Source organism: Pseudobutyrivibrio xylanivorans (assembly GCF_010906925.1).
Taxonomy (GTDB): Bacteria; Bacillota; Clostridia; order Lachnospirales; family Lachnospiraceae; genus Pseudobutyrivibrio.
On the sequence record NZ_VTVE01000001.1, the window covers coordinates 188,628 to 207,563 of the forward strand.

Genomic DNA, 18,936 nt, shown 5'->3' on the forward strand with positions numbered 1-18,936 from the left:
ATTGTATTGTGGCTAAATTCGGTGTATAATTTAGTCACAGAAAGGAGCTTTTATATGCAGATTGTTCCAATGAGAGATTTAAAAAATACTGTAGAAATAGAGCGTAGATGCTCTGAATCTAATGAGCCAGTATTTGTCACAAAAAATGGATATGGTAAGTTAGTCGTAATGGATATTGAATATTACGAGCGTACTATGCGAAGAATCGACGAGGCTACTCAAGTTAATAAAGGTATTGCTGATTATGAAGCTGGAAGACTAGTTGACGGACCAAAAACACTTGCGAAATTGAGGAGTAAGCATGGCATTTAAAAAATATAACTATGCTCTTACCGAGATAGCTGCGTATGATGTTGATGAGGTAATTTCATATATACAAGAAGAACTGTCAAATCCTGAGGCTGCTATAAGCTTTGCTGACGAATTGGAAGAAAAGCTTGAAGATATCTGTAAGAACCCTAAAAATGGTAGACTTGTAGAAAATGAATTTCTAAGACGTGATGATGTGAGGCGTTTTTTAGTAGGAAATTATATAGTCTACTACTTTATAGATGATGAGAATAATAGAATTGTAATTTTAAGGTTAGTTTATGGAAAGCGAAATCAGGGACAAATAGTAAAGGATTTTAAATAGTGTTGCAAGGCGCACCAATGTTGGTGCGCCTTATTTTGTTCTGCAGTAAGGGCGATAATATCGCCAAATAATTCTTTATCATTGTGCAAGTACATTGTCTAACCTCAATTCATAATAAAATTTGAATACTGTGAGCGGAAATTTCCTTATATATTCATCCACATCGCTTCTTTTTATGTTATGTGATTCAATAAATTTCGAAAAGCATTGTCTGGCTTCCTCATAATCATAATCTAAATATGAGTCTAAATCAGACAGTAGGTACAGCATTTGTAATATATAAACATTATCGTTGGTGACAGTTGTAAGTGGCTTCTTCACTTTAAATTTTCTGTTGCCTATGATGACATCCCTTGGAGCAGAGTTGGTATTATTACTTACTATCTCAACTACGTGAGGAACCTGAGTAGAGATACCAATCTGATTTGCAAATGTATTTCCAGTATAAAAGCCATCAATCTTGCCATTCTTGACTATAAACCTGTATTTCGCAACTGTATCCGCTGTTGGCCCAACTGCTGATTTAAGTCTGGTTTTCTTAGGCATGTAGTAAATGCCATTATCATACTTAACAAGCAAGCCTTTTTTGCATAGTGTTGTGAGCTGCTGGGTAAGAGCAGATTTAGAAATGGTGCCATCGTATATATCTGAGAAGAAAATTGGCTCACCTTCCTTATAGTTGTCTTTTATGTAGTTGTATATCATATCATCACCACCTTAACGAAATATATAGTAAAACATAATCTGTTAAGCTTATTTTAACATGGATTGCGAATTTGTCAAAGAAAAGTGCATATCAAAAATGCAATGGAGTCAGGCACTTATATTTTGGGTAATTACTTAAAGCCTTTAGGCCATATAAAAAAGCTAAAGATATGATACAATAAATTCAAGAAGGAGGCGATATCTATGACTAACGCAGAAGCATGGGATTACGCTATTGGTATGATTAAAGTTGCTGGTCTAGAGCCAACAGCAGCGTTTAAAGAATATATAGAAAAAGAAAAACGCGGAGAAATCACAATGGACGATGCCAAGCGTTTTTTGGATAAGAAATATAAGATGAAAGTACGAAACAATTATTAGAAGAAATATTGGTACTTCAAGGGCCCAGAGTTTTTTTCTTTTGTATATTTGGTCATATCTTCGGATATGGCTTTTTTTTAGACATGTATTAATTCTTTTTACTTGCCTTCACTGTCTGCGAAATTGCTTTTAAAGATTTCAAACCTCCTTTTTTGAATTCGGTAAGGGTCAAGGCGCCTGCCGCTTCGAAGACTGAAAAGATTTCTTCAACAAATGCATCCATCTCAGCCTCAGACATCTTACTAGTATTATCTTTTATCCATTTATCAGCCATTTGAGCAGCCTTTGAAATGTTTTCCGCTGTGATCAGTGAATTACCTTCTACACACCAGGTGGCGATATTGTGCTGTAAAACAGCCACAGAAGTACTTTTAACAACTATAGGTTCACATACAGGTGTCATTAGAAGTCCCACAATGGTCTCTTCAGGTACAATGCTTATTATCTTATGGAGTATGTCTTTAATAGCCTTGCTAGAAGCCACCTTTTCCATGAAGCCAGGGCCGTCGTTGCTGTATACTGTAATTATCCTCTGCTGGATTGCTTTATTACATTTAGCTGCGGCAAATACCGCAAGATGCCCACCCTTAGAATGTCCACCAACACGAAGCAGGCGATTATTATCTTTCGCAATTCGATTAATATAGGCTAATGCCTCTTTTTCAGCTTCAGTTTCTTTGATTGCAAGCATAAAATCTTCCTTCCAGCCCACAACAGTATCGTCAGTCCCTCTGAAGCAAATATAGCTTGAGCCATCAGGAAGCAAAAATTCCATAGCTGCAAACTGAAGAGTCCGGGAGGTATCTATCAAGTTAATATAATTCCTGATTTTAACGTCCTTGTAACGGTTTGTCTGGGCGATAGCTTTTAATGTGATTGGAGCATCCTTTAATATGGAACCGTCACGAAAGCTCTTTTCGTCAAAAATCCTGTCAAAATAGATATCGCTAACCTCTTTTATACTCATGACCTCAGATGCATCACCAGAAAAAATCCTATCCATCTCAACATAGGAAATACAAGAAAGCACCAGATTATCCACCACATTGAAGCCATCCTGCCAAAATTCCAAATCACCACGCCAAGTAATATAATCTTTGATTGTAGCCATTATCTATCCTCCAACTTACCAACTGCGTTTTTCCAGTCGCAAACGCTCATGTTCGATTTCAGACATCAGGGTCTTTGCGGGAGCTGTTGCCGTACTTTCATCATACAGTAAACTAATAAGCTGATTTTGCTTCTCTATCAAATTGCTCTTTATGAAGCCTGTCGGCTCTAGGGTCTCCCTCAACTGCTCTTTTCCGGCCCTAATACTTGCATCCCACTCAGCTTTGTTCTTTTCATACTGCTGATTCAGCTCATCTAGACGCTTTTCAGCTTCTAAGCGAAACTTCTCAGTCTCCAAACGGATTTCTTCCATTCTGGCCTTGACCTTTTCAGTACGATAGATTACGTCAGGATAGGCATTGGCAAATCTTCGATAAAAAATAGATCTGTCACTGAGTAATAATTTCACATCCTTGCTTATGGCTTCTGTATTATCAGCCTCACTGGATTCAACTCCGATTTTCACAAGCTTTAATACAAAATGAGAAACGCTGTAGTCAGCAAGAAAAATAACAGAAAGACAACCGGCAATAATCTCCCTACTTACTAGACTTAGACTGTCGAAAAGCCCATATAAAATCGGATTAACAATATGTATAATGGCAACCCCACCTATTCCAAATAGTATCAAGTTACCAATCCAGACTCTGCCGTTTAGGTTCATTGGCTTTTGACTATAATCCCACCATCTGGCATGGAACTTTTTCTCCATAAAATAGCTGGCCAGGTACTCAATCAAGCCACATACAATCAAGGATATAGCAAAGGTGGTTCCTATGCCTCTCTCCACTGGTGTGAGTCCTGCTACCGTGAGAGTTATCAGTGCAGCTCCACATCCATAAATAGGAAGCCATGGCCCAATTAGAAAACCTCGATTTATAAAACGACCAAACTGGCGATATTTCAGTGTTACCTCAATACACCATCCCACAAAAGAAAATACGAAGAATACCAATATCAGATTAATAGTGAAATCCATATATCTCCCTCCTATAGATGCTTTTATATAGCTTTTATTATAGGCTCTTATTACCAGTAATATACAAGATATATATGAAAAATCTGTAATTAATAATTATGGGACCATTCCTAGCAGCTCGTTCCACTCGCAGGTCTGCCCGAGCTCCACAGACCACTCGCTACGCGAGCAAGGAGGGATTGGAAATCGGCTCCGCCGATGGGGGACTGCCGAGGGCAGTCTTTTTTGATGCGTTTAATTCGCATGTACGATAAAATATAATAGATACTGGAAATCAGAGGGAAATAAAGTAATGGAAATATTGGAATTTGGAAATCCGCAATCGGATATTGTACTGATTCAGCCTGTGGATGACCACGACCTAGAAGGCATAGAAAATGAGTATGTCAAAATCGTAAGAAACTCAGGTAAAAGCATTTGCCTGAAGGCTGTGAAAATAGATGATTGGAATAGTGACTTGTCTCCATGGAAAGCACCGGCAGTGTTTGGCAAGGAAGGCTTCGGTGAGGGGGCCACAAAAACTCTGGAAGAAGTGCTGAAACTATGCGTAGATAAAAGCAAGACTTACTATATAGGTGGCTATTCACTGGCGGGACTATTTGCCCTGTGGGCAGCATATGAGACAGATGTGTTTAGCGGGGTTGCAGCAGCATCTCCATCTATGTGGTTCCCAGATTTTGATGAGTATATGGCACAAAATAAAATCAAAACAGATACCGTCTATCTGAGTCTAGGAGATAAGGAAGAAAAAGCCCGTAATCCTGTTATGGCAACTGTGGGAGACAAAATACGAAAAGCATACGCACTGCTAAAAGAGCAGGATGTGAACTGTATCCTAGAATGGAATGAGGGCAATCATTTTAAGGACGCAGATATAAGAACGGCAAAGGGGGTTGTTTGGGTTATGAATAAAAAATAATTGACACTTTGTCTGTATGGTGCACCTATATAGGAGCACCTTATTTTTTTGTCCTAGTATCGATATAGGTAGTTACAGGAAAGGAGGATAGGATTTGAATAACAGATTGAGAATCATAAATGTAAATGAAGAAGTTGCAGTTGCTCCATGGGTAAAGAACGTGATGAAAAAGAGTAATTTGTCACATGATCAATAGTAAGTCATGGTTGAAGAGAGTTCGGCAATTACAATAATCACATTTGGACCGTTTTGTATGATTTAATTAAATAAAATGGAGGTAAAATCTATGAAATATGAAGAAGTGAAGGCAGTACAAAAATTTGTCGAGACGAAGGTAAAAGAATGTTCAGATAAAAATGACTATTCTAAAGCATGGGATAAAATCAAACTCGAAAACTATGGAATAAATTACTACAGCGAAAACTACATACGCCAATCGTACTCTAAAATGTGTGGCCAGACAATATACGATTACTATAGGAACTGCGTCTATAATTCATTAGTGCACTCATTAATGAGTGAAGGACAGGTTTGTCACTTATCTACTAAGCAAAAGGTTAAAGGTATCAACAAAGCAAAAACAAAAATAGAATCATACTTTGATGCCACAATACCAGAAATAGTGGAAGATAAAATAATTCAAATCGAAAATATAAGAAAAGAATTTGATAAAGCATCATACATAAAGTCTCGTGAGTATAATACCGATGGAAGCGTAACAATTGAAATAGATTATGAGAATTTCATTATCACGACATGTTTAATGAATACACCTATATTTGTTAATGATCCAATCAAACAAATGATAGAACAAGTTGAAAATATTAATGTTAAGATGATGATTATTCTTATGTATTGGAAGGTATCAAGGGAGCAAAAAGAAAAAATCAAAATAACAGAAGAAGAATTTAAAATATATCGTCCTTATTTCTTTCGAATTAATTTATATAATCCATTAAAGTGTGGTGATGGATATTGGTATATTCATGATTATACAGAGCAAGAGCTAACATCTTTAAAAATTGCATTTAGAAGAAGTAACCTAAAAAATATTATATCACGAGCTTTAATACTTGATCCGTATAGCATGGAATTTGAAAGAATCGATAATTACTTTGAAATTATGCAAAAAGATTTTTCAGTTGAGATTGATAGAGATAAAGAAAATATAATAAACATATTATTAGAGCTTTTGAAGCAAGGATATTTGTATTTTATAGATTATTAATTGTTTTACTAAAATTCCATAATATAAGTTGAAATACGTGCAGAAGTGAAAAAAACGCTTGAGGAAACCAAAATCAAATAATTATATAATTCCCCTTAAAAGGAGGAATGAAAATGAAAAAACCTGACGAACGAGCTTATATCGCGCATGAACGCTACAACAACAACGAATCAGTTGGAGATATTGCTTACGACCTTAACGTGTCGGAAACTAGCATATATAATATGATACACCGAGTCGACGAATATGAAGAATGGGATTCAATACCCCAAATAACCAATATAACCGAAATAATGCTACCCAGTGGGTTTATAAAAAATCTGAGTTATTCAAAAAAGAACGGATGCAGTGTTAAGGAGCGATTGCTATTCCATTGTATATTAAATATATATGTTCGTCGAATAAATGCGTTGGCAATTATGAAGCGATTTGGTATTGAAACAAGCGAATTTGAAGGGCAAATAATGTCAAACAATGGCCATGATGTTGAGATTAATCTATATGGATGGGAGGCTGGAACGCTTTCCAGATCCCCTCAAAAAATTGTAGATTGTGTACGAGAAATGAATATTATTCGTTTCGATACTGTGGAAAATATAATTAAAAAATATAAGGCCGTCGAAAAATGCATCTATAAGCACAAAATCCTAAGTGTAAAATTAAGTGAAGAATTAAAAAAAGATATCGATAATTTATTATTTGAAGAATCATAATTCAAAAGCTCTAATGTATTTCTTAACTTTAGGGCTTTTGCACCATAACATGCATATCAAAAATGGGGGTAACAATGATAACAGTTGAAGAAAAGAATGAACTGGAGCAAGTATTGTGTTCTAAGCTTAAGAATATAAAAATAAAAACATCCGAAAATGGAGATAGTACGTATAAAGTGCCATTCGTAGGCGGAGATTTCCTTGTTGAAGTTAGCAATCAGGAATTAGCAAAAGCTGTAAACATAGCTATCAAGATGTTGGAAGAATTAGATTCATTAGCAAATTCTGAGTATAACCGCGAAGCTATGGAGGAGCTTTGTAACAAAGCAAATAAGGAAGCTAGTGCAATAAAGACTGTGCTTATTTATGAGTCGATTCAAAACGACAACCTTAAAAAATTGACTATTGAAGCAGCTGAGGTTATGAGAGTCGGTGGCGCTTATTGGATGTTTGTAGTAAGGCCATCTCTTTCCACATCACTTTTTTTCGCATTGAATGAAATGATACATTGCTTTGATGATGAAGACATGCATAATCGAATCGCTTATTTTTTAGTTGGTTCAATACTTTCTATGCAAAGAGTACCTATTGATCAGGAGGATGATGCAGATGGGAAACTAAATAAATAAGGCTAGGAGGTCTTTTTATGGCAAGAGCTGATGAAGATATTCTGTATGACTTATATATTAAATTGGCAGAGTCAGCTAAAGAAACGAAAAAGAAAGGCAAAACTAAGGCTAACACTACTGAACAGTTAAGGGTTATTTTAAATAGAATTCCAACTCTTCTTCTATACTTAGATGAAATGAACTTACCACAAGCTGAAATCAATAGATATTTAGAAAAAGCGAAATCATTATTTTTAAACTACGCAACAATTAAAAAGCGCCGACCGGAGTTGGTATCAGCTTTTCTTGACAAAAAAATGGATCAGCTTGTTCATTCTATTGCAAGGAATGAATCCACAATGGTTTCTAATTTTAGGACTCAAGAACTAAGTGGCGAACGCTTGGATATTGCTTCTCTTTTCGAGGGGAATAATTATTATAGGCAGTTGCTTGATTTTACAGCTGTTCAGGTGATAAGGAAAATACTAAATGAAAATTTTACGTCTGTAGGTAAAACAATCGTTTTATTTATTACTGATACTGGCAGAAAATACCATAAACAGGATTGTCCATACTGTAAGGGTAAGCATTTGAAGCCTGCAACCCGTGCAGTTATTAATAATTTAGGGCTTGAGCCATGTAAATGTATCAAGGATGAAGAAGACCGAATCAAGCTAAATGATTCTTATAGAACAATTTTTATAGATGAATCAATTCATCCAGTAGCTTGGAATGAAAATGGTATTCCAGGAAAGGCAGGAAGCTATAGTTACATAATATGCAGAGGGCTGTTAGAAGACGAGTCACAAATTACACCATCTATTACGATTTCTTCAGGAGTAGAATATGTTCCAGAGATGCAGCATACCGAGAGGATAACAAAAACAGCAATAGGGAAAGTCATGATGATAGCTGCTTTTGATTATAACTTTAAGGGTAATATAAAGATTTTTACTGATAACTCAAGTGCTATGCAGACTTGGCAAAAGGAAAATAGTAATATGCGAATAGCAGAGCTTTTTGAGTCTGTGACTGTCCAGTTAATACCACGAGAACAAAACACTGCAGCAGATGTTATTTGTAGAACTCATATGTGTCTCAAAGTTCCAATTGATAAATACAATGATCTTAAGAATAGGTATAATATGCATGATAGTTTAGTAAATGACAAAAAGGCCCTAACAAAACAATTAGAAGAAAAGGATTTGAGTATAGAAACGCTAAATAAACAATTGGAACATAATAGTGAAACTATAGATAGATTACAGAAAGAAAATGCTAATTTGCAAACAAAACAATCTCTCATAAGGAAGCTATTTAAAGGCATTAAAACATGTTTTTTTGACAAACCTTCACAATTTGTATTAGACAAATGAGTAATAGAGCAGTGAATTATTAAAAAAAGAGTGGTGGTTATGCGTAACAAGCAGATTAATTATATTAAGCCAAATATGGGAGCTCTTCATGGTAGAATTGGACGTTCAATCTTAGAAACAATATTGAACACCCCAAAGCCTGATGATTCAAAATTGAGGGAACGGGCAAAAGAAGTAGAAGCTCTCATGCTTGAAGCTAAGAAAAATGGAACATTCTAAGGTTTAAGAGGTAAATCTGTTTTTTTCTTGACGTATAGTCATTGACTACATTATAATGGCAATATGATATACGCAATGACTACATGAACAAAGGAGAGTGTCTATGCAAACTGAGATTTATAACGTGGAAGGATTTGAAATTGAGGTCGAAAGAATATCTAAGGATGATACAGAAGCAAATCGTCGTAAGATGGCGTATGCTTTTTTGATGATCAGAGAGCAATCTGGAATGAACAGAAAGGATTTTTCTGATTGGCTTGGTATTCCGTATAGAACGATGCAGGAGTGGGAGCTTGGTCGTCGTGTTATGCCGGAGTATGTTCTTCGGTTGATTGCTTATAAGGTTCTTAATGAAAAGAGACGGGGGGCATTTGACCATTAGAATAATTAAGACACATGTGCACATATCTTGTAGGTTGCTAGAAAAATTCTACCTGGTGGAAAAGACATAATTAACAGACTGATTAAAGGAGACATGACCTATGAATTTAAAATTTAAAAGGATTAAAAAGGGTTTTGATACAAATCTTGCAATAAAAAAAATAAAAAATGAATTACAAATAAAAGGAAATGTAAAAGTTTACTTTAATGAAAAGAAAAAAGATAGTAGTATGCGTTCTAGTGGTGGAAAAGAGGAAATTATAATCGGTACTGCGAAGTATAATTTGGAAGAATTAAATGAGAGTCAAATAATAAGCATCTACAATTCAATTTATCATGAATTTGTTCATGTGAGAAATAGGAGACTGGCTGGGAGTACTATATCAGACAGTGTAATGAATTCTCGAACATTAGCACATTTTGGATATAGTTTGCTAGATGAGCTTTCAGCATATAGTGAAGCCAATATAAATTATCCTGAAACAATGGATGTATTAGAAACAAATTTTGAAGAATTATATGCTAATTTATTTGAAAGACTTACAGAAGGAGCCCTTTGTCTTGGGGGCAGGAAAGAAAGGACAGAAGAGGATCGAGTAAAATTCTATAACCAAAGTTTAGAAGTCTGCGTATCCCTGATACCATTATATGTAATTAGTGGAGGTATCCCTGAAGATAAGAAATATTATCCATTCAGACGAGCAATCAATAGTTTAATCTCTTATGGCTCAAATTTTGAAAATCTTATTTTGGAGGATTATGAAAAAATAGGTAAAGAGTATATAGAAAATTTGATTTATGACTTATCATCATCAAAAAGAAAAAACTTTTGGATTAATACAGCTATTGATTTGTAATGTGATATTAAAAAGACAGCGTCAGCTGTCTTTTTTGTTGAGGTAAAATCTTTTATATATGTAGTTGTTTGGATTGATTTATGGCAAAGTTGATGAAACTTATTATGCTATAAAGTGAGCTGCTGTGGTACACTAAAACTGTTAGATAAGAAGGAAAAAGGGGGATGTTATGACACCGGAAACTATAGAACGTATAAGAAGAATGACACTAGATCGAGACTGGGACCAGTTCCACACACCAGCCAACCTTGCAAAGTCAATTTCTATTGAGGCAAACGAGCTACTAGAGTGCTTCCAGTGGAGTGATGAGAACTATGATATCAACAATGTTAAGGAAGAACTGGCGGATGTGCTTGTGTATTGTAGAAATATGCTAGATAAGCTAGGCCTAGATGAAGACGATATCGTAAATGCAAAGATGGCTAAGAACGAGGCCAAGTACCCGGTTGAGAAGGCTAGGGGCAAGGCGGATAAGTACGATAAGCTGTAAAAATGGCTTTGGCCTGTAAATTGACTGTTGATATCAAAGAATGAAAGTGAAAAAATTTCTAAGTATGAAAATCTATTTTTACAAGTGAACATAATAAAATATATCAGCAAATATGCGATTTTTTTCAGAATGTTATTGACATATAGATAAGTATGTGATACTATGATATCATCAAAAAAGGAAGAGGCACTGGTACCGTGCCATTTCTTTTACAAATCGGTTTTGAACATTAAAAAATATATCAACTAAATGGAGGATATAATAATGAATAAACGTATTGAGCTAAGTAAAATAAAAGGGATTTCATTTATTGGTGGTCAGATTACATCAAGAATAGAGGCAAATGGTAAAAAAGAAGAAATAGCTATTGGAACAGTAAAGGTTATACCACCAAAAGCAATCAAATCAGGAAGTATAGCTCACGAAGAGCTATATGAGGTTAATTACAAAACAGAGTTTGATGAAAAGAAGCTTACAAAAGAAGGAGATATAGTTGTAAAGCTTTCCTCACCGTATGATGCGGCGATTGTGTCAAAAGAAGATGAGGGACTTTTGATTACTTCTTTCTGTATTATTATCAGAAATACAGGTAAGAACGTTTCCTCAGAATTTTTGGCAGCATTTTGCAACTCTGGGGTATATATGAGGCAAGTAATGAATATGGTTAGTGGAGCATCAGTTCCACTGTTAACTATTGGAAAAGTGAAAGATGTCAAAGTGAATCTTCCAGAAGAAGGGGAGCAAGAACAGATTGCGTTGTTTTACAAGACAATTTGTGAAAAGGAATCTGTTATGGAACAAATTATTGCTCTTGAAAAAGAAAAATTGGATGCTGTCTTAGGAGGTAACTAATATGGATAACTATGTAAATATTGATAAATATTGCTGGAACGTAGCAAGTATTTGGCGTAATGCTGGAATGGAAATGTCGAAATATGTTGGATGCACATTATATATTATGTGCTTAAGAAAAATGATTGAAGAAAATGCATGTGTTAATCCGAAGTATATGTCTACAATTGTAGAGTTAACTAAAGTTTTATATAGGCCTGTTTCTATTGAAGATATTGAAGTGATTAAGTCAGCTTCTGTGGTATTAGAAGAAACTTATAATGTTAAACCAGGATTATTATCAGATGTATTATCTTCGTTTCGTTCAGAAGAAGAGGCTTGGAAGAAGGCGTTCATCAAAGTTGTAGCTGAAACCGCAAATATTATTTCGGATGCTGGGTATTCTTTATATGCTGAAAGATTGATTAATTTAGCATCAAGGGAAGGTGGCAAAATGATTGGCGAATTAGCCTCTAGTAATGCGGTATCTGATTTGCTATGTGTTGCTGCTAATGTTCAGGATGGTGAAAGTGTATTAGATGGCTCGATTGGATATGGCTATTCAGCTGCAAAATGTATTAAAAACAGAAAAGATGTAAAACTTTATGGTGTTGATATAAATAATGATTCTATCCAAGTCGCAACACTGTATTTGATTCTTAACGGAGCAGACTTTGATACAACACCAGAAGATTTTACATCTATGCCTCCAGTATATGAAGTAGATAAAATTGTTATGGATATACCGTTTGGGATGAAAACAATGTCTGAATTGTCGAATAACCAGTTAATGCGGGTGCAAAAATGGATGGATACAGATTCGTGTAGAGAAATGGAATGCTTGTTTATGGCAAGTGCTCTTGATGCGATGAAAGACACTGGTAGATTTGTTGTTATTGTGCCTCAAGGCATACTTTTTAGACAATCAAAAGCTTTAAGCACATTTCGAAGGAATCTTATAAAAGAAGGTCTACTTAAAGAAGTAGTATCATTGCCGCCTGTTTATAATAGCACAACTATTAATACAGCAATGTTAGTTTTTGAACGAAATAATAAAGATGTATTATTTGTAGATGCATCTAATCTTGTTCAGAGAGAACGAAGAAATGATGCTTATATAACTGAAGATAATAAAAAGTTATTACAGGAAATACTTGAGGAGAAAAAAGAGATAGACAAGATATCATTCAAAGTTTCAAATGCCCAAGTTCTTGAAACAGGAGATTGGTCCATCTCAAGGTACATTAATACTGATGATGAGGTCGAATCAAGACCTTTATCAGAAATTAATGACGATTTAATTCAGCTCTACAATAGGTTAGAAGAGTTAAATGCAAGAAGTAATAGCTTAAAATTGTTTGTATAGTCCGTATTTTGGGACACCATAACTATTACAATGATAAATAGATAATTAGAGTAAAAATGCTATATTCAAGATTGGAGATAATAAAATGATTGATACAAAGAAAGAACAGGAAAGAGATGAATTACATCGCGCTATTTGGGCGATTGCAGATGAATTAAGAGGAGCTGTAGACGGATGGGATTTCAAGAACTATGTTCTCGGCACAATGTTCTACAGATACGTTTCAGAGAACCTTACAAACTATGTAAATGAAGGCGAGGAAAAGGCAGGAAATACTGGATTTGATTATGCTAGGATGTCTGATGATGAGGCAGAGACTGCAAGAAAGGATTTAGTTCAAGAGAAAGGTTTTTTTATACTTCCAAGTGAATTGTTTTGTAATATTGTAGAAAATTGCGATAGTGACAAAGCTACATTTAAGAATAAAGACGGTAAGCTAGTAAGTACTAAAGATAATCTCAATGAATTGCTGGAATTGGTATTTACACATATTGAAGATTCTGCAAAGGGAAGTGAGTCTCAAAGCGATTTTGAAGGCTTGTTTGATGACTTTGATGTAAACAGCAATAAGCTTGGAGCGACGGTAGCAAAGAGAAATGAGAAACTTGCAAAGCTGCTTAAGGGTGTAGCTGAGATGAATCTCGGTGATGTGAAGAATCACGATATTGATGCATTTGGCGATGCATATGAGTATCTGATGACTATGTATGCTTCTAACGCTGGTAAGAGCGGTGGAGAGTTCTTTACCCCAGCGGATGTGTCCGAAGTTCTTACCAGACTGGGAACTGTAGGTAAAACAGAGGTTAATAAGGTTTATGATCCTGCATGCGGATCAGGCTCTCTGCTTCTAAAAGCTGAGAAGATTCTTGGGAAAGATAAGGTACGTAATGGATTCTTTGGACAGGAAATAAACATTACGACATACAATCTTTGTAGAATTAACATGTTTCTTCATGATGTAGGTTTTGATAAGTTTAATATCGCTTGCGAAGATACACTTACAGCTCCTCAACATTGGGATGATGAGCCATTTGAACTAATTGTTTCTAATCCGCCATATTCAATTAAGTGGGAAGGTGACGAGAATCCCTTGCTCATCAATGACCCTCGTTTTTCTCCAGCAGGTGTATTAGCACCTAAGAGTAAAGCCGACATGGCATTTATTATGCATTCCCTTAGTTGGCTTGCAAATAATGGTACAGCAGCTATCGTATGTTTCCCAGGTATTATGTATAGAGGTGGCGCAGAACAGAAAATAAGAAAGTACCTTGTAGATAATAACTATATTGATTGTGTGATACAGCTTCCTAGCAACTTGTTCTTTGGCACATCGATAGCAACTTGCATTATGGTTATGAAACGTGGCAAAACTGACAATAAAACTCTTTTCATAGATGCCACTAACGAATGTATCAAGGTAACAAATAACAACAAGCTTACACAGGAGAATATCCAGACGATAATTGATACGTTCACTTCAAGGGAGGACATAAAATATTTTTCCCATTTAGCAAGCTATGATGAAGTCGTAGAAAATGATTATAATTTATCAGTATCTACTTATGTTGAGATGGAGGATACAGAAGAAAAGATAGATATAGTTAAACTTAACGCGACTATTGCAGAAGTGGTAAAGCGAGCAGATGAACTACGAGCAGATATTAATGAAATAATAGCGGATATTGAGGTGGGTTAATGAGTAAAGTAAATGAATTAATAAAAAATATATGTCCAGATGGCGTTAAGTATTTGCCACTATTGGATGTTGCAAATGTGTTGTATGGATATCCTTGCGATGCTAAGTTATTTAATACAGAAGGAAAGGGTATGCCTTTAATACGAATAAGGAATGTTTTGGATGGAATTACAGATACATATACTATCGAGACAGTGCCGAACGAATATATTATTTCCGCAGGTGATTTGCTTGTTGGTATGGATGGAAACTTCCATACTGCTGTTTGGAAGGGGGATAAAGCTGTTTTATGTCAGCGAGTATGTAAGATTTATTCTAAAGATGAAACAGAATTATTTGACGGATATTTGGTACATGTTTTGAAACCTCTTATGAAAAAAATAGAAAAATCAAAGAATAGTGGAACTGTAAAACATTTACTTGCTAAAGACATAAAGTCTATTAAAATCCCAGTGCCTCCTATAGAGGTTCAGCGAGAGATAGGATGTGTGTTGGACACTTTCACAACACTTAACACAGACTTGATAGCTGAACTCACGACAGAGCTTGCAGCTCGTAAAAAACAGTACGAATATTATAAAACTCAATTATTAAAAGAAAATAAGCATTATAAAAAAATGAAATTAAAAGATATCGTGACGGTTTCTATGTGTCGAAGAATAAAGAAAGCTGAAACTGTCACTAAAGGCGATGTTCCATTTTATCAAAATGGGACACTTGGAGGCGATGCAAATCTATATTTGGAAAGAGATGTATATGAGTTTTACAAAAGTAAATCAAAACTTCCAAAAGCAGGAGAAGTAATGCTTTCTACAGCGGGAACTGTTGGGAAAGCTGTAATATATGATGGTGAGGAGGCTTATTTCCAGGATAGTAATATAGTGTGGTTGAGTAACGATGAAACGATTATTAGTAATCGGTATTTGTATTGGTTTTGTATGTCTATGCCTTGGGTACTACCTAGTAGGGTCACATTAAAACATTTGCATAACTATATGATTGAAGACACTGATATTTCAGTTCCATCTTTAGATGAACAGGAGAGAATAATTGAACAGTTCCAGTTGCTTTATGGGAGAATAAATGAAATTATTGTAAAATTAGAACAAGAGATTGACGCTAGACAGAAGCAATATGAATACTATCGAGAAAAGCTGCTGACATTTAAAGAAGTAGTATAAAAAGAGGGGGTGTTAGCTGTGCCATATTTTAACATTATTGCACAGACAAATGAGAATACAGTAGTTACAGAGTACGAGCCATCAAAGGCTCGCTCTGAAAGCTACCAGTCAGAAGCTGCACTGGAAGAAGAGTTTATTAAACTACTATCTGGGGAAAATGGCCAAGGAGGATTGGGGTACGAGTATCTTAGGATTCATCAGGAATCTGATTTGATTGTAAACTTACGAAAACGCCTTGAAATCCTCAATGATTATCAATTTTCTGATACTGAGTGGAAAAGATTTTTCAATGAGTCTCTGGCTAATCAGAATGAAGGAATCGTTGAGAAAACGAGAAAGATTCAGGAGGATAATGTTCAGGTTCTTAAGCGCGATGATGGCAGTACGAAGAACATTACCATTATTGACAAGAAAAATATCCATAACAACTTCCTTCAGGTTATCAATCAGTATGTTATCGGAACAGCAGATGGGGCTAAACACGATAATCGCTATGATGTAACAATTCTTGTCAATGGATTACCTTTGGTTCATGTCGAGCTTAAGAGACGTGGCGTTGCAATCAGAGAAGCATTTAATCAGATTAATAGATATCAGAGAGATAGTTTTTGGGCCGGTTCAGGTCTCTTTGAGTATGTGCAGTTATTTGTTATCTCCAATGGTACCAATACGAAGTATTACTCAAATAGTACTAGATTTAATGCTATCAAGGATGCGAATGCAGCAAAGGCGAAGAAGGGGAAAACCAGCAATAGCTTTGAGTTTACATCTTACTGGGCTGATTCAAAGAATAGAGTAATTGCAGATCTTGTTGATTTTACAAAGACATTCTTTGCGAGACATACGATTCTTAATATCCTTACTAAGTATTGTATCTTTACCTCGGAGAATATGCTTATGGTTATGCGACCATATCAGATTACAGCGACAGAGCGTATTCTTAATCGTATTGAGATAGCTAATAACTATAATAAGTACGGAGATATTTCTGGAGGTGGATATATTTGGCATACTACAGGTTCTGGAAAGACACTCACTTCATTTAAGACTGCCAGACTGGCATCTAATTTACCGTACATTGATAAGGTACTTTTCGTTGTGGATCGTAAGGACCTAGATTATCAGACCATGAAGGAGTATGACAGATTTGAAAAGGGTACTGCGAATAGTAATACAAAGACATCTATTCTACAGAGGCAGTTGGAAGATAAGGATAAGAATGGTGTACATCACGAGTATAAGATTATTATTACAACCATTCAGAAGCTTGCTACATTCATTAAGAAGAATAAAGAGCATGAAATTTATAACAAGCATGTGGTTATTATTTTTGATGAATGTCACCGCAGTCAGTTCGGCGATATGCATGCTGCGATTGTAAAGCACTTTAAGAAGTATCATTTATTTGGATTTACAGGTACGCCTATCTTCCCGACAAATATCGGAAGTACAAGAAAGAGCACTTTCTTTACTACAGAGCAGACTTTTGGGGATCAGCTTCATTCTTATACCATTGTAGATGCTATCAATGATAAGAACGTTCTTCCGTTCCGTGTTGACTACATAAAGACAATGGATATTGATGACAATATTGAAGATGAAGAGGTTTGGGATATTGCCAGAGAAAAGGCAATGATGGCACCTCAGAGAATCTCCATGGTTACAAAGTATATTCTTGATAACTTTGATAGAAAGACCTACAGAGGTGATAAGTCATACGTTTATAATTCTTTGATTAACATTGAAGAGGTTGCATCTGCAAAGCAAGGAACCGTAGAAGAGATTAAACAGCAGCAAAGACTTAGCGGTTTTAACTCTATTTTTGCGGTTGCTTCCGTTCCGATGGCAAAGCTTTACTATGAAGAATTTAAGAAGCAGATGCAGGCGGAACCTTCTAAGAAGCTTCGCGTGGCTACCATCTTTAGCTTTGCCGCAAATGAAGAGGAAGCAGAAGAGGATAATGGTTTATTAGGCGAGGAAAATTCTGAGGATACATCAGCACTTGACCAGTCAAGCAGAGACTTTTTGGAAGCTGCTATTGATGACTACAATAAGATGTTTAATACGAATTATGATACATCCAGCGATAAGTTCCAGAATTATTACAAGGACGTATCTCTTAGAATGAAGAATAAGGAGATTGATCTTCTTATTGTAGTTAATATGTTCCTTACAGGCTTTGATGCTACAACGTTGAATACTCTTTGGGTTGATAAGAACTTGAAGATGCATGGACTGATTCAAGCCTTTTCAAGAACGAATAGAATCCTTAATTCTATTAAGACTTTCGGTAACATTGTATGCTTCCGTAATCTTCAGAAGAGAGTGGATTCAGCTATCTCCTTATTCGGAGATAAAGATGCAGGCGGCATCGTTTTGATGCAGAGCTTTAAGGACTACTATTACGGATATACCGGAGTAGATGACACACCGCATCCGGGCTATGTTGATATGATTGAAGAACTTACAACAAAGTTCCCTGTGGAAGAGGCTCGTATTGAAGGCGAAACCAATCAGAAAGCATTTATCTCATTATTTGGTGCAATCCTTAGAATGAGAAACCTGCTTAGCTCTTTTGATGAGTTCGCAGGAAAAGAGATTCTTTCCGACCGTGATATGCAGGACTATCTTGGAAAGTATCAGGATCTTCGCGATGAGTGGAAACGTAAGAGAGAGGAACATACAGCAGTAAGTATTGATGATGATATTGTATTTGAAATCGAACTTATTAAGCAGATTGAAATCAATATTGATTACATTCTCATGCTCGTTAAGAAGTATCATGACAGCCACTGCGAGGATAAAGAAGTCCTTGTTACTATCAAGAAAGCGATTGCTGCAAGTCCTGAACTTAGAAGTAAGAAAGCTCTTATCGAAAACTTCATTGCCGGAATCAATGATGTTGATGACATTATGACAGAATGGAACAACTATGTTGCAGCTCAGCGAGATCAGCAGCTTATTATTATCATTGATGAGGAGAAGTTACAGGAAGAAGCGACAAGAAGGTTCATAGAGTATGCTTTCCGTATCGGAGAAATCAAGACAACCGGTACTGACATTGATAAGATCCTTCCTCCGGTATCACGATTCGGTGGCGGTAACAGATCCGAGAAGAAGGAGCGAGTTATCGAAAGACTGAAGGCATATTTTGAGAAGTTCCATAATATTGGAGAGGCTTTTACAGCCCAAGAAGATTCGATAAATGATATAGATATAGAGGGAGGGGATTAAGATTAGTTCACGTGTTATAAAGGGACAG

The 18,936-nt window shown here is 35.7% G+C and carries 20 protein-coding genes; 17 read left to right on the plus strand and 3 right to left on the minus strand.

Annotation, left to right across the window (positions count from 1 at the left end; genetic code table 11):
* The first annotated feature begins 54 nt into the window (after nt 1–54).
* Both F0Q01_RS00880 and F0Q01_RS00885 read left to right on the plus strand, forming a co-directional pair.
* Nucleotides 55–312 carry a type II toxin-antitoxin system Phd/YefM family antitoxin gene (locus tag F0Q01_RS00880; protein ID WP_090487564.1) on the plus strand — a complete coding sequence of 86 codons (258 nt, stop codon included), beginning with the start codon at nt 55–57 and terminating at the stop codon, nt 310–312.
* Nucleotides 302–634 carry a type II toxin-antitoxin system RelE/ParE family toxin gene (locus F0Q01_RS00885; protein ID WP_090485180.1) on the plus strand — a complete coding sequence of 111 codons (333 nt, stop codon included), beginning with the start codon at nt 302–304 and terminating at the stop codon, nt 632–634. Before F0Q01_RS00880 ends, F0Q01_RS00885 begins: the two co-directional genes overlap by 11 nt.
* Before the next feature lie 78 nt (nt 635–712).
* On the opposite strand, the gene F0Q01_RS00890 is transcribed toward F0Q01_RS00885, so the two are convergent.
* Entirely contained in the window at nt 713–1,339 is a 627-nt protein-coding gene (locus F0Q01_RS00890; RefSeq protein WP_090485184.1) for a DUF6088 family protein, read from the minus strand.
* Nucleotides 1,340–1,543: 204 nt separating this feature from the next.
* Here F0Q01_RS00890 and F0Q01_RS00895 point away from each other — a divergent pair, with 204 nt between their 5' ends.
* Nucleotides 1,544–1,720: an antitoxin VbhA family protein gene (locus tag F0Q01_RS00895; RefSeq protein WP_205467946.1), complete on the plus strand. Its 177-nt coding sequence runs from the start codon at nt 1,544–1,546 to the stop codon at nt 1,718–1,720.
* Nucleotides 1,721–1,808: 88 nt separating this feature from the next.
* On the opposite strand, the gene F0Q01_RS00900 is transcribed toward F0Q01_RS00895, so the two are convergent.
* Both F0Q01_RS00900 and F0Q01_RS00905 read right to left on the minus strand, forming a co-directional pair.
* On the minus strand, nt 1,809–2,831 hold the full coding sequence (locus F0Q01_RS00900) for an Mbeg1-like protein (RefSeq protein ID WP_090485190.1): 1,023 nt from the start codon (nt 2,829–2,831) through the stop codon (nt 1,809–1,811).
* A 15-nt stretch (nt 2,832–2,846) separates the two neighbouring features.
* Nucleotides 2,847–3,809: a putative ABC transporter permease gene (locus tag F0Q01_RS00905; RefSeq protein WP_090485193.1), complete on the minus strand. Its 963-nt coding sequence runs from the start codon at nt 3,807–3,809 to the stop codon at nt 2,847–2,849.
* A 292-nt stretch (nt 3,810–4,101) separates the two neighbouring features.
* On the opposite strand from F0Q01_RS00905, the gene F0Q01_RS00910 reads away from it, so the two are divergent.
* The 14 genes from F0Q01_RS00910 to F0Q01_RS00975 all read left to right on the plus strand — a co-directional run bounded on the left by F0Q01_RS00910 (nt 4,102) and on the right by F0Q01_RS00975 (nt 18,908).
* Complete coding sequence (locus tag F0Q01_RS00910) at nt 4,102–4,728, plus strand: alpha/beta hydrolase-fold protein (RefSeq protein ID WP_090485196.1); 627 nt, start codon at nt 4,102–4,104, stop codon at nt 4,726–4,728.
* Between the two features lie 286 nt (nt 4,729–5,014).
* Nucleotides 5,015–5,956 (plus strand): hypothetical protein, encoded by a 942-nt coding sequence (locus F0Q01_RS00915; RefSeq protein WP_090485199.1) that lies wholly within the window; start codon nt 5,015–5,017, stop codon nt 5,954–5,956.
* Between the two features lie 113 nt (nt 5,957–6,069).
* Nucleotides 6,070–6,669 carry a hypothetical protein gene (locus F0Q01_RS00920; protein WP_090485202.1) on the plus strand — a complete coding sequence of 200 codons (600 nt, stop codon included), beginning with the start codon at nt 6,070–6,072 and terminating at the stop codon, nt 6,667–6,669.
* A 74-nt stretch (nt 6,670–6,743) separates the two neighbouring features.
* Nucleotides 6,744–7,298 carry a hypothetical protein gene (locus tag F0Q01_RS00925; RefSeq protein WP_090485204.1) on the plus strand — a complete coding sequence of 185 codons (555 nt, stop codon included), beginning with the start codon at nt 6,744–6,746 and terminating at the stop codon, nt 7,296–7,298.
* A 17-nt stretch (nt 7,299–7,315) separates the two neighbouring features.
* On the plus strand, nt 7,316–8,653 hold the full coding sequence (locus tag F0Q01_RS00930) for a hypothetical protein (protein ID WP_090485206.1): 1,338 nt from the start codon (nt 7,316–7,318) through the stop codon (nt 8,651–8,653).
* Nucleotides 8,654–8,692: 39 nt separating this feature from the next.
* Nucleotides 8,693–8,872, plus strand: coding sequence for a hypothetical protein (locus F0Q01_RS00935; RefSeq protein WP_090485209.1), 180 nt, complete (start codon nt 8,693–8,695; stop codon nt 8,870–8,872).
* A gap of 103 nt (nt 8,873–8,975) precedes the next feature.
* The gene (locus F0Q01_RS00940) at nt 8,976–9,254 is read left to right on the plus strand and encodes a helix-turn-helix domain-containing protein (RefSeq protein ID WP_330388666.1); all 279 of its coding nucleotides are present in this window, start codon (nt 8,976–8,978) and stop codon (nt 9,252–9,254) included.
* Nucleotides 9,255–9,354: 100 nt separating this feature from the next.
* Nucleotides 9,355–10,110, plus strand: a complete 756-nt coding sequence (locus F0Q01_RS00945) for a hypothetical protein (protein ID WP_090485212.1) — start codon at nt 9,355–9,357, stop codon at nt 10,108–10,110.
* Nucleotides 10,111–10,279: 169 nt separating this feature from the next.
* Nucleotides 10,280–10,600, plus strand: a complete 321-nt coding sequence (locus F0Q01_RS00950) for a nucleotide pyrophosphohydrolase (protein WP_090485216.1) — start codon at nt 10,280–10,282, stop codon at nt 10,598–10,600.
* 264 nt (nt 10,601–10,864) lie between these two features.
* Nucleotides 10,865–11,452 (plus strand): restriction endonuclease subunit S, encoded by a 588-nt coding sequence (locus F0Q01_RS00955; protein ID WP_090485220.1) that lies wholly within the window; start codon nt 10,865–10,867, stop codon nt 11,450–11,452.
* A 1-nt stretch (nt 11,453) separates the two neighbouring features.
* Nucleotides 11,454–12,797, plus strand: coding sequence for an HsdM family class I SAM-dependent methyltransferase (locus tag F0Q01_RS00960; RefSeq protein ID WP_090485223.1), 1,344 nt, complete (start codon nt 11,454–11,456; stop codon nt 12,795–12,797).
* Between the two features lie 85 nt (nt 12,798–12,882).
* Complete coding sequence (locus F0Q01_RS00965; protein WP_090485227.1) at nt 12,883–14,493, plus strand: type I restriction-modification system subunit M; 1,611 nt, start codon at nt 12,883–12,885, stop codon at nt 14,491–14,493.
* The gene (locus F0Q01_RS00970) at nt 14,493–15,674 is read left to right on the plus strand and encodes a restriction endonuclease subunit S (RefSeq protein WP_090485230.1); all 1,182 of its coding nucleotides are present in this window, start codon (nt 14,493–14,495) and stop codon (nt 15,672–15,674) included. The genes F0Q01_RS00965 and F0Q01_RS00970 overlap by 1 nt, the downstream gene beginning before the upstream one ends.
* An 18-nt stretch (nt 15,675–15,692) precedes the next feature.
* Nucleotides 15,693–18,908 carry a type I restriction endonuclease subunit R gene (locus tag F0Q01_RS00975; RefSeq protein ID WP_090485233.1) on the plus strand — a complete coding sequence of 1,072 codons (3,216 nt, stop codon included), beginning with the start codon at nt 15,693–15,695 and terminating at the stop codon, nt 18,906–18,908.
* The last annotated feature ends 28 nt before the right edge of the window (nt 18,909–18,936 follow it).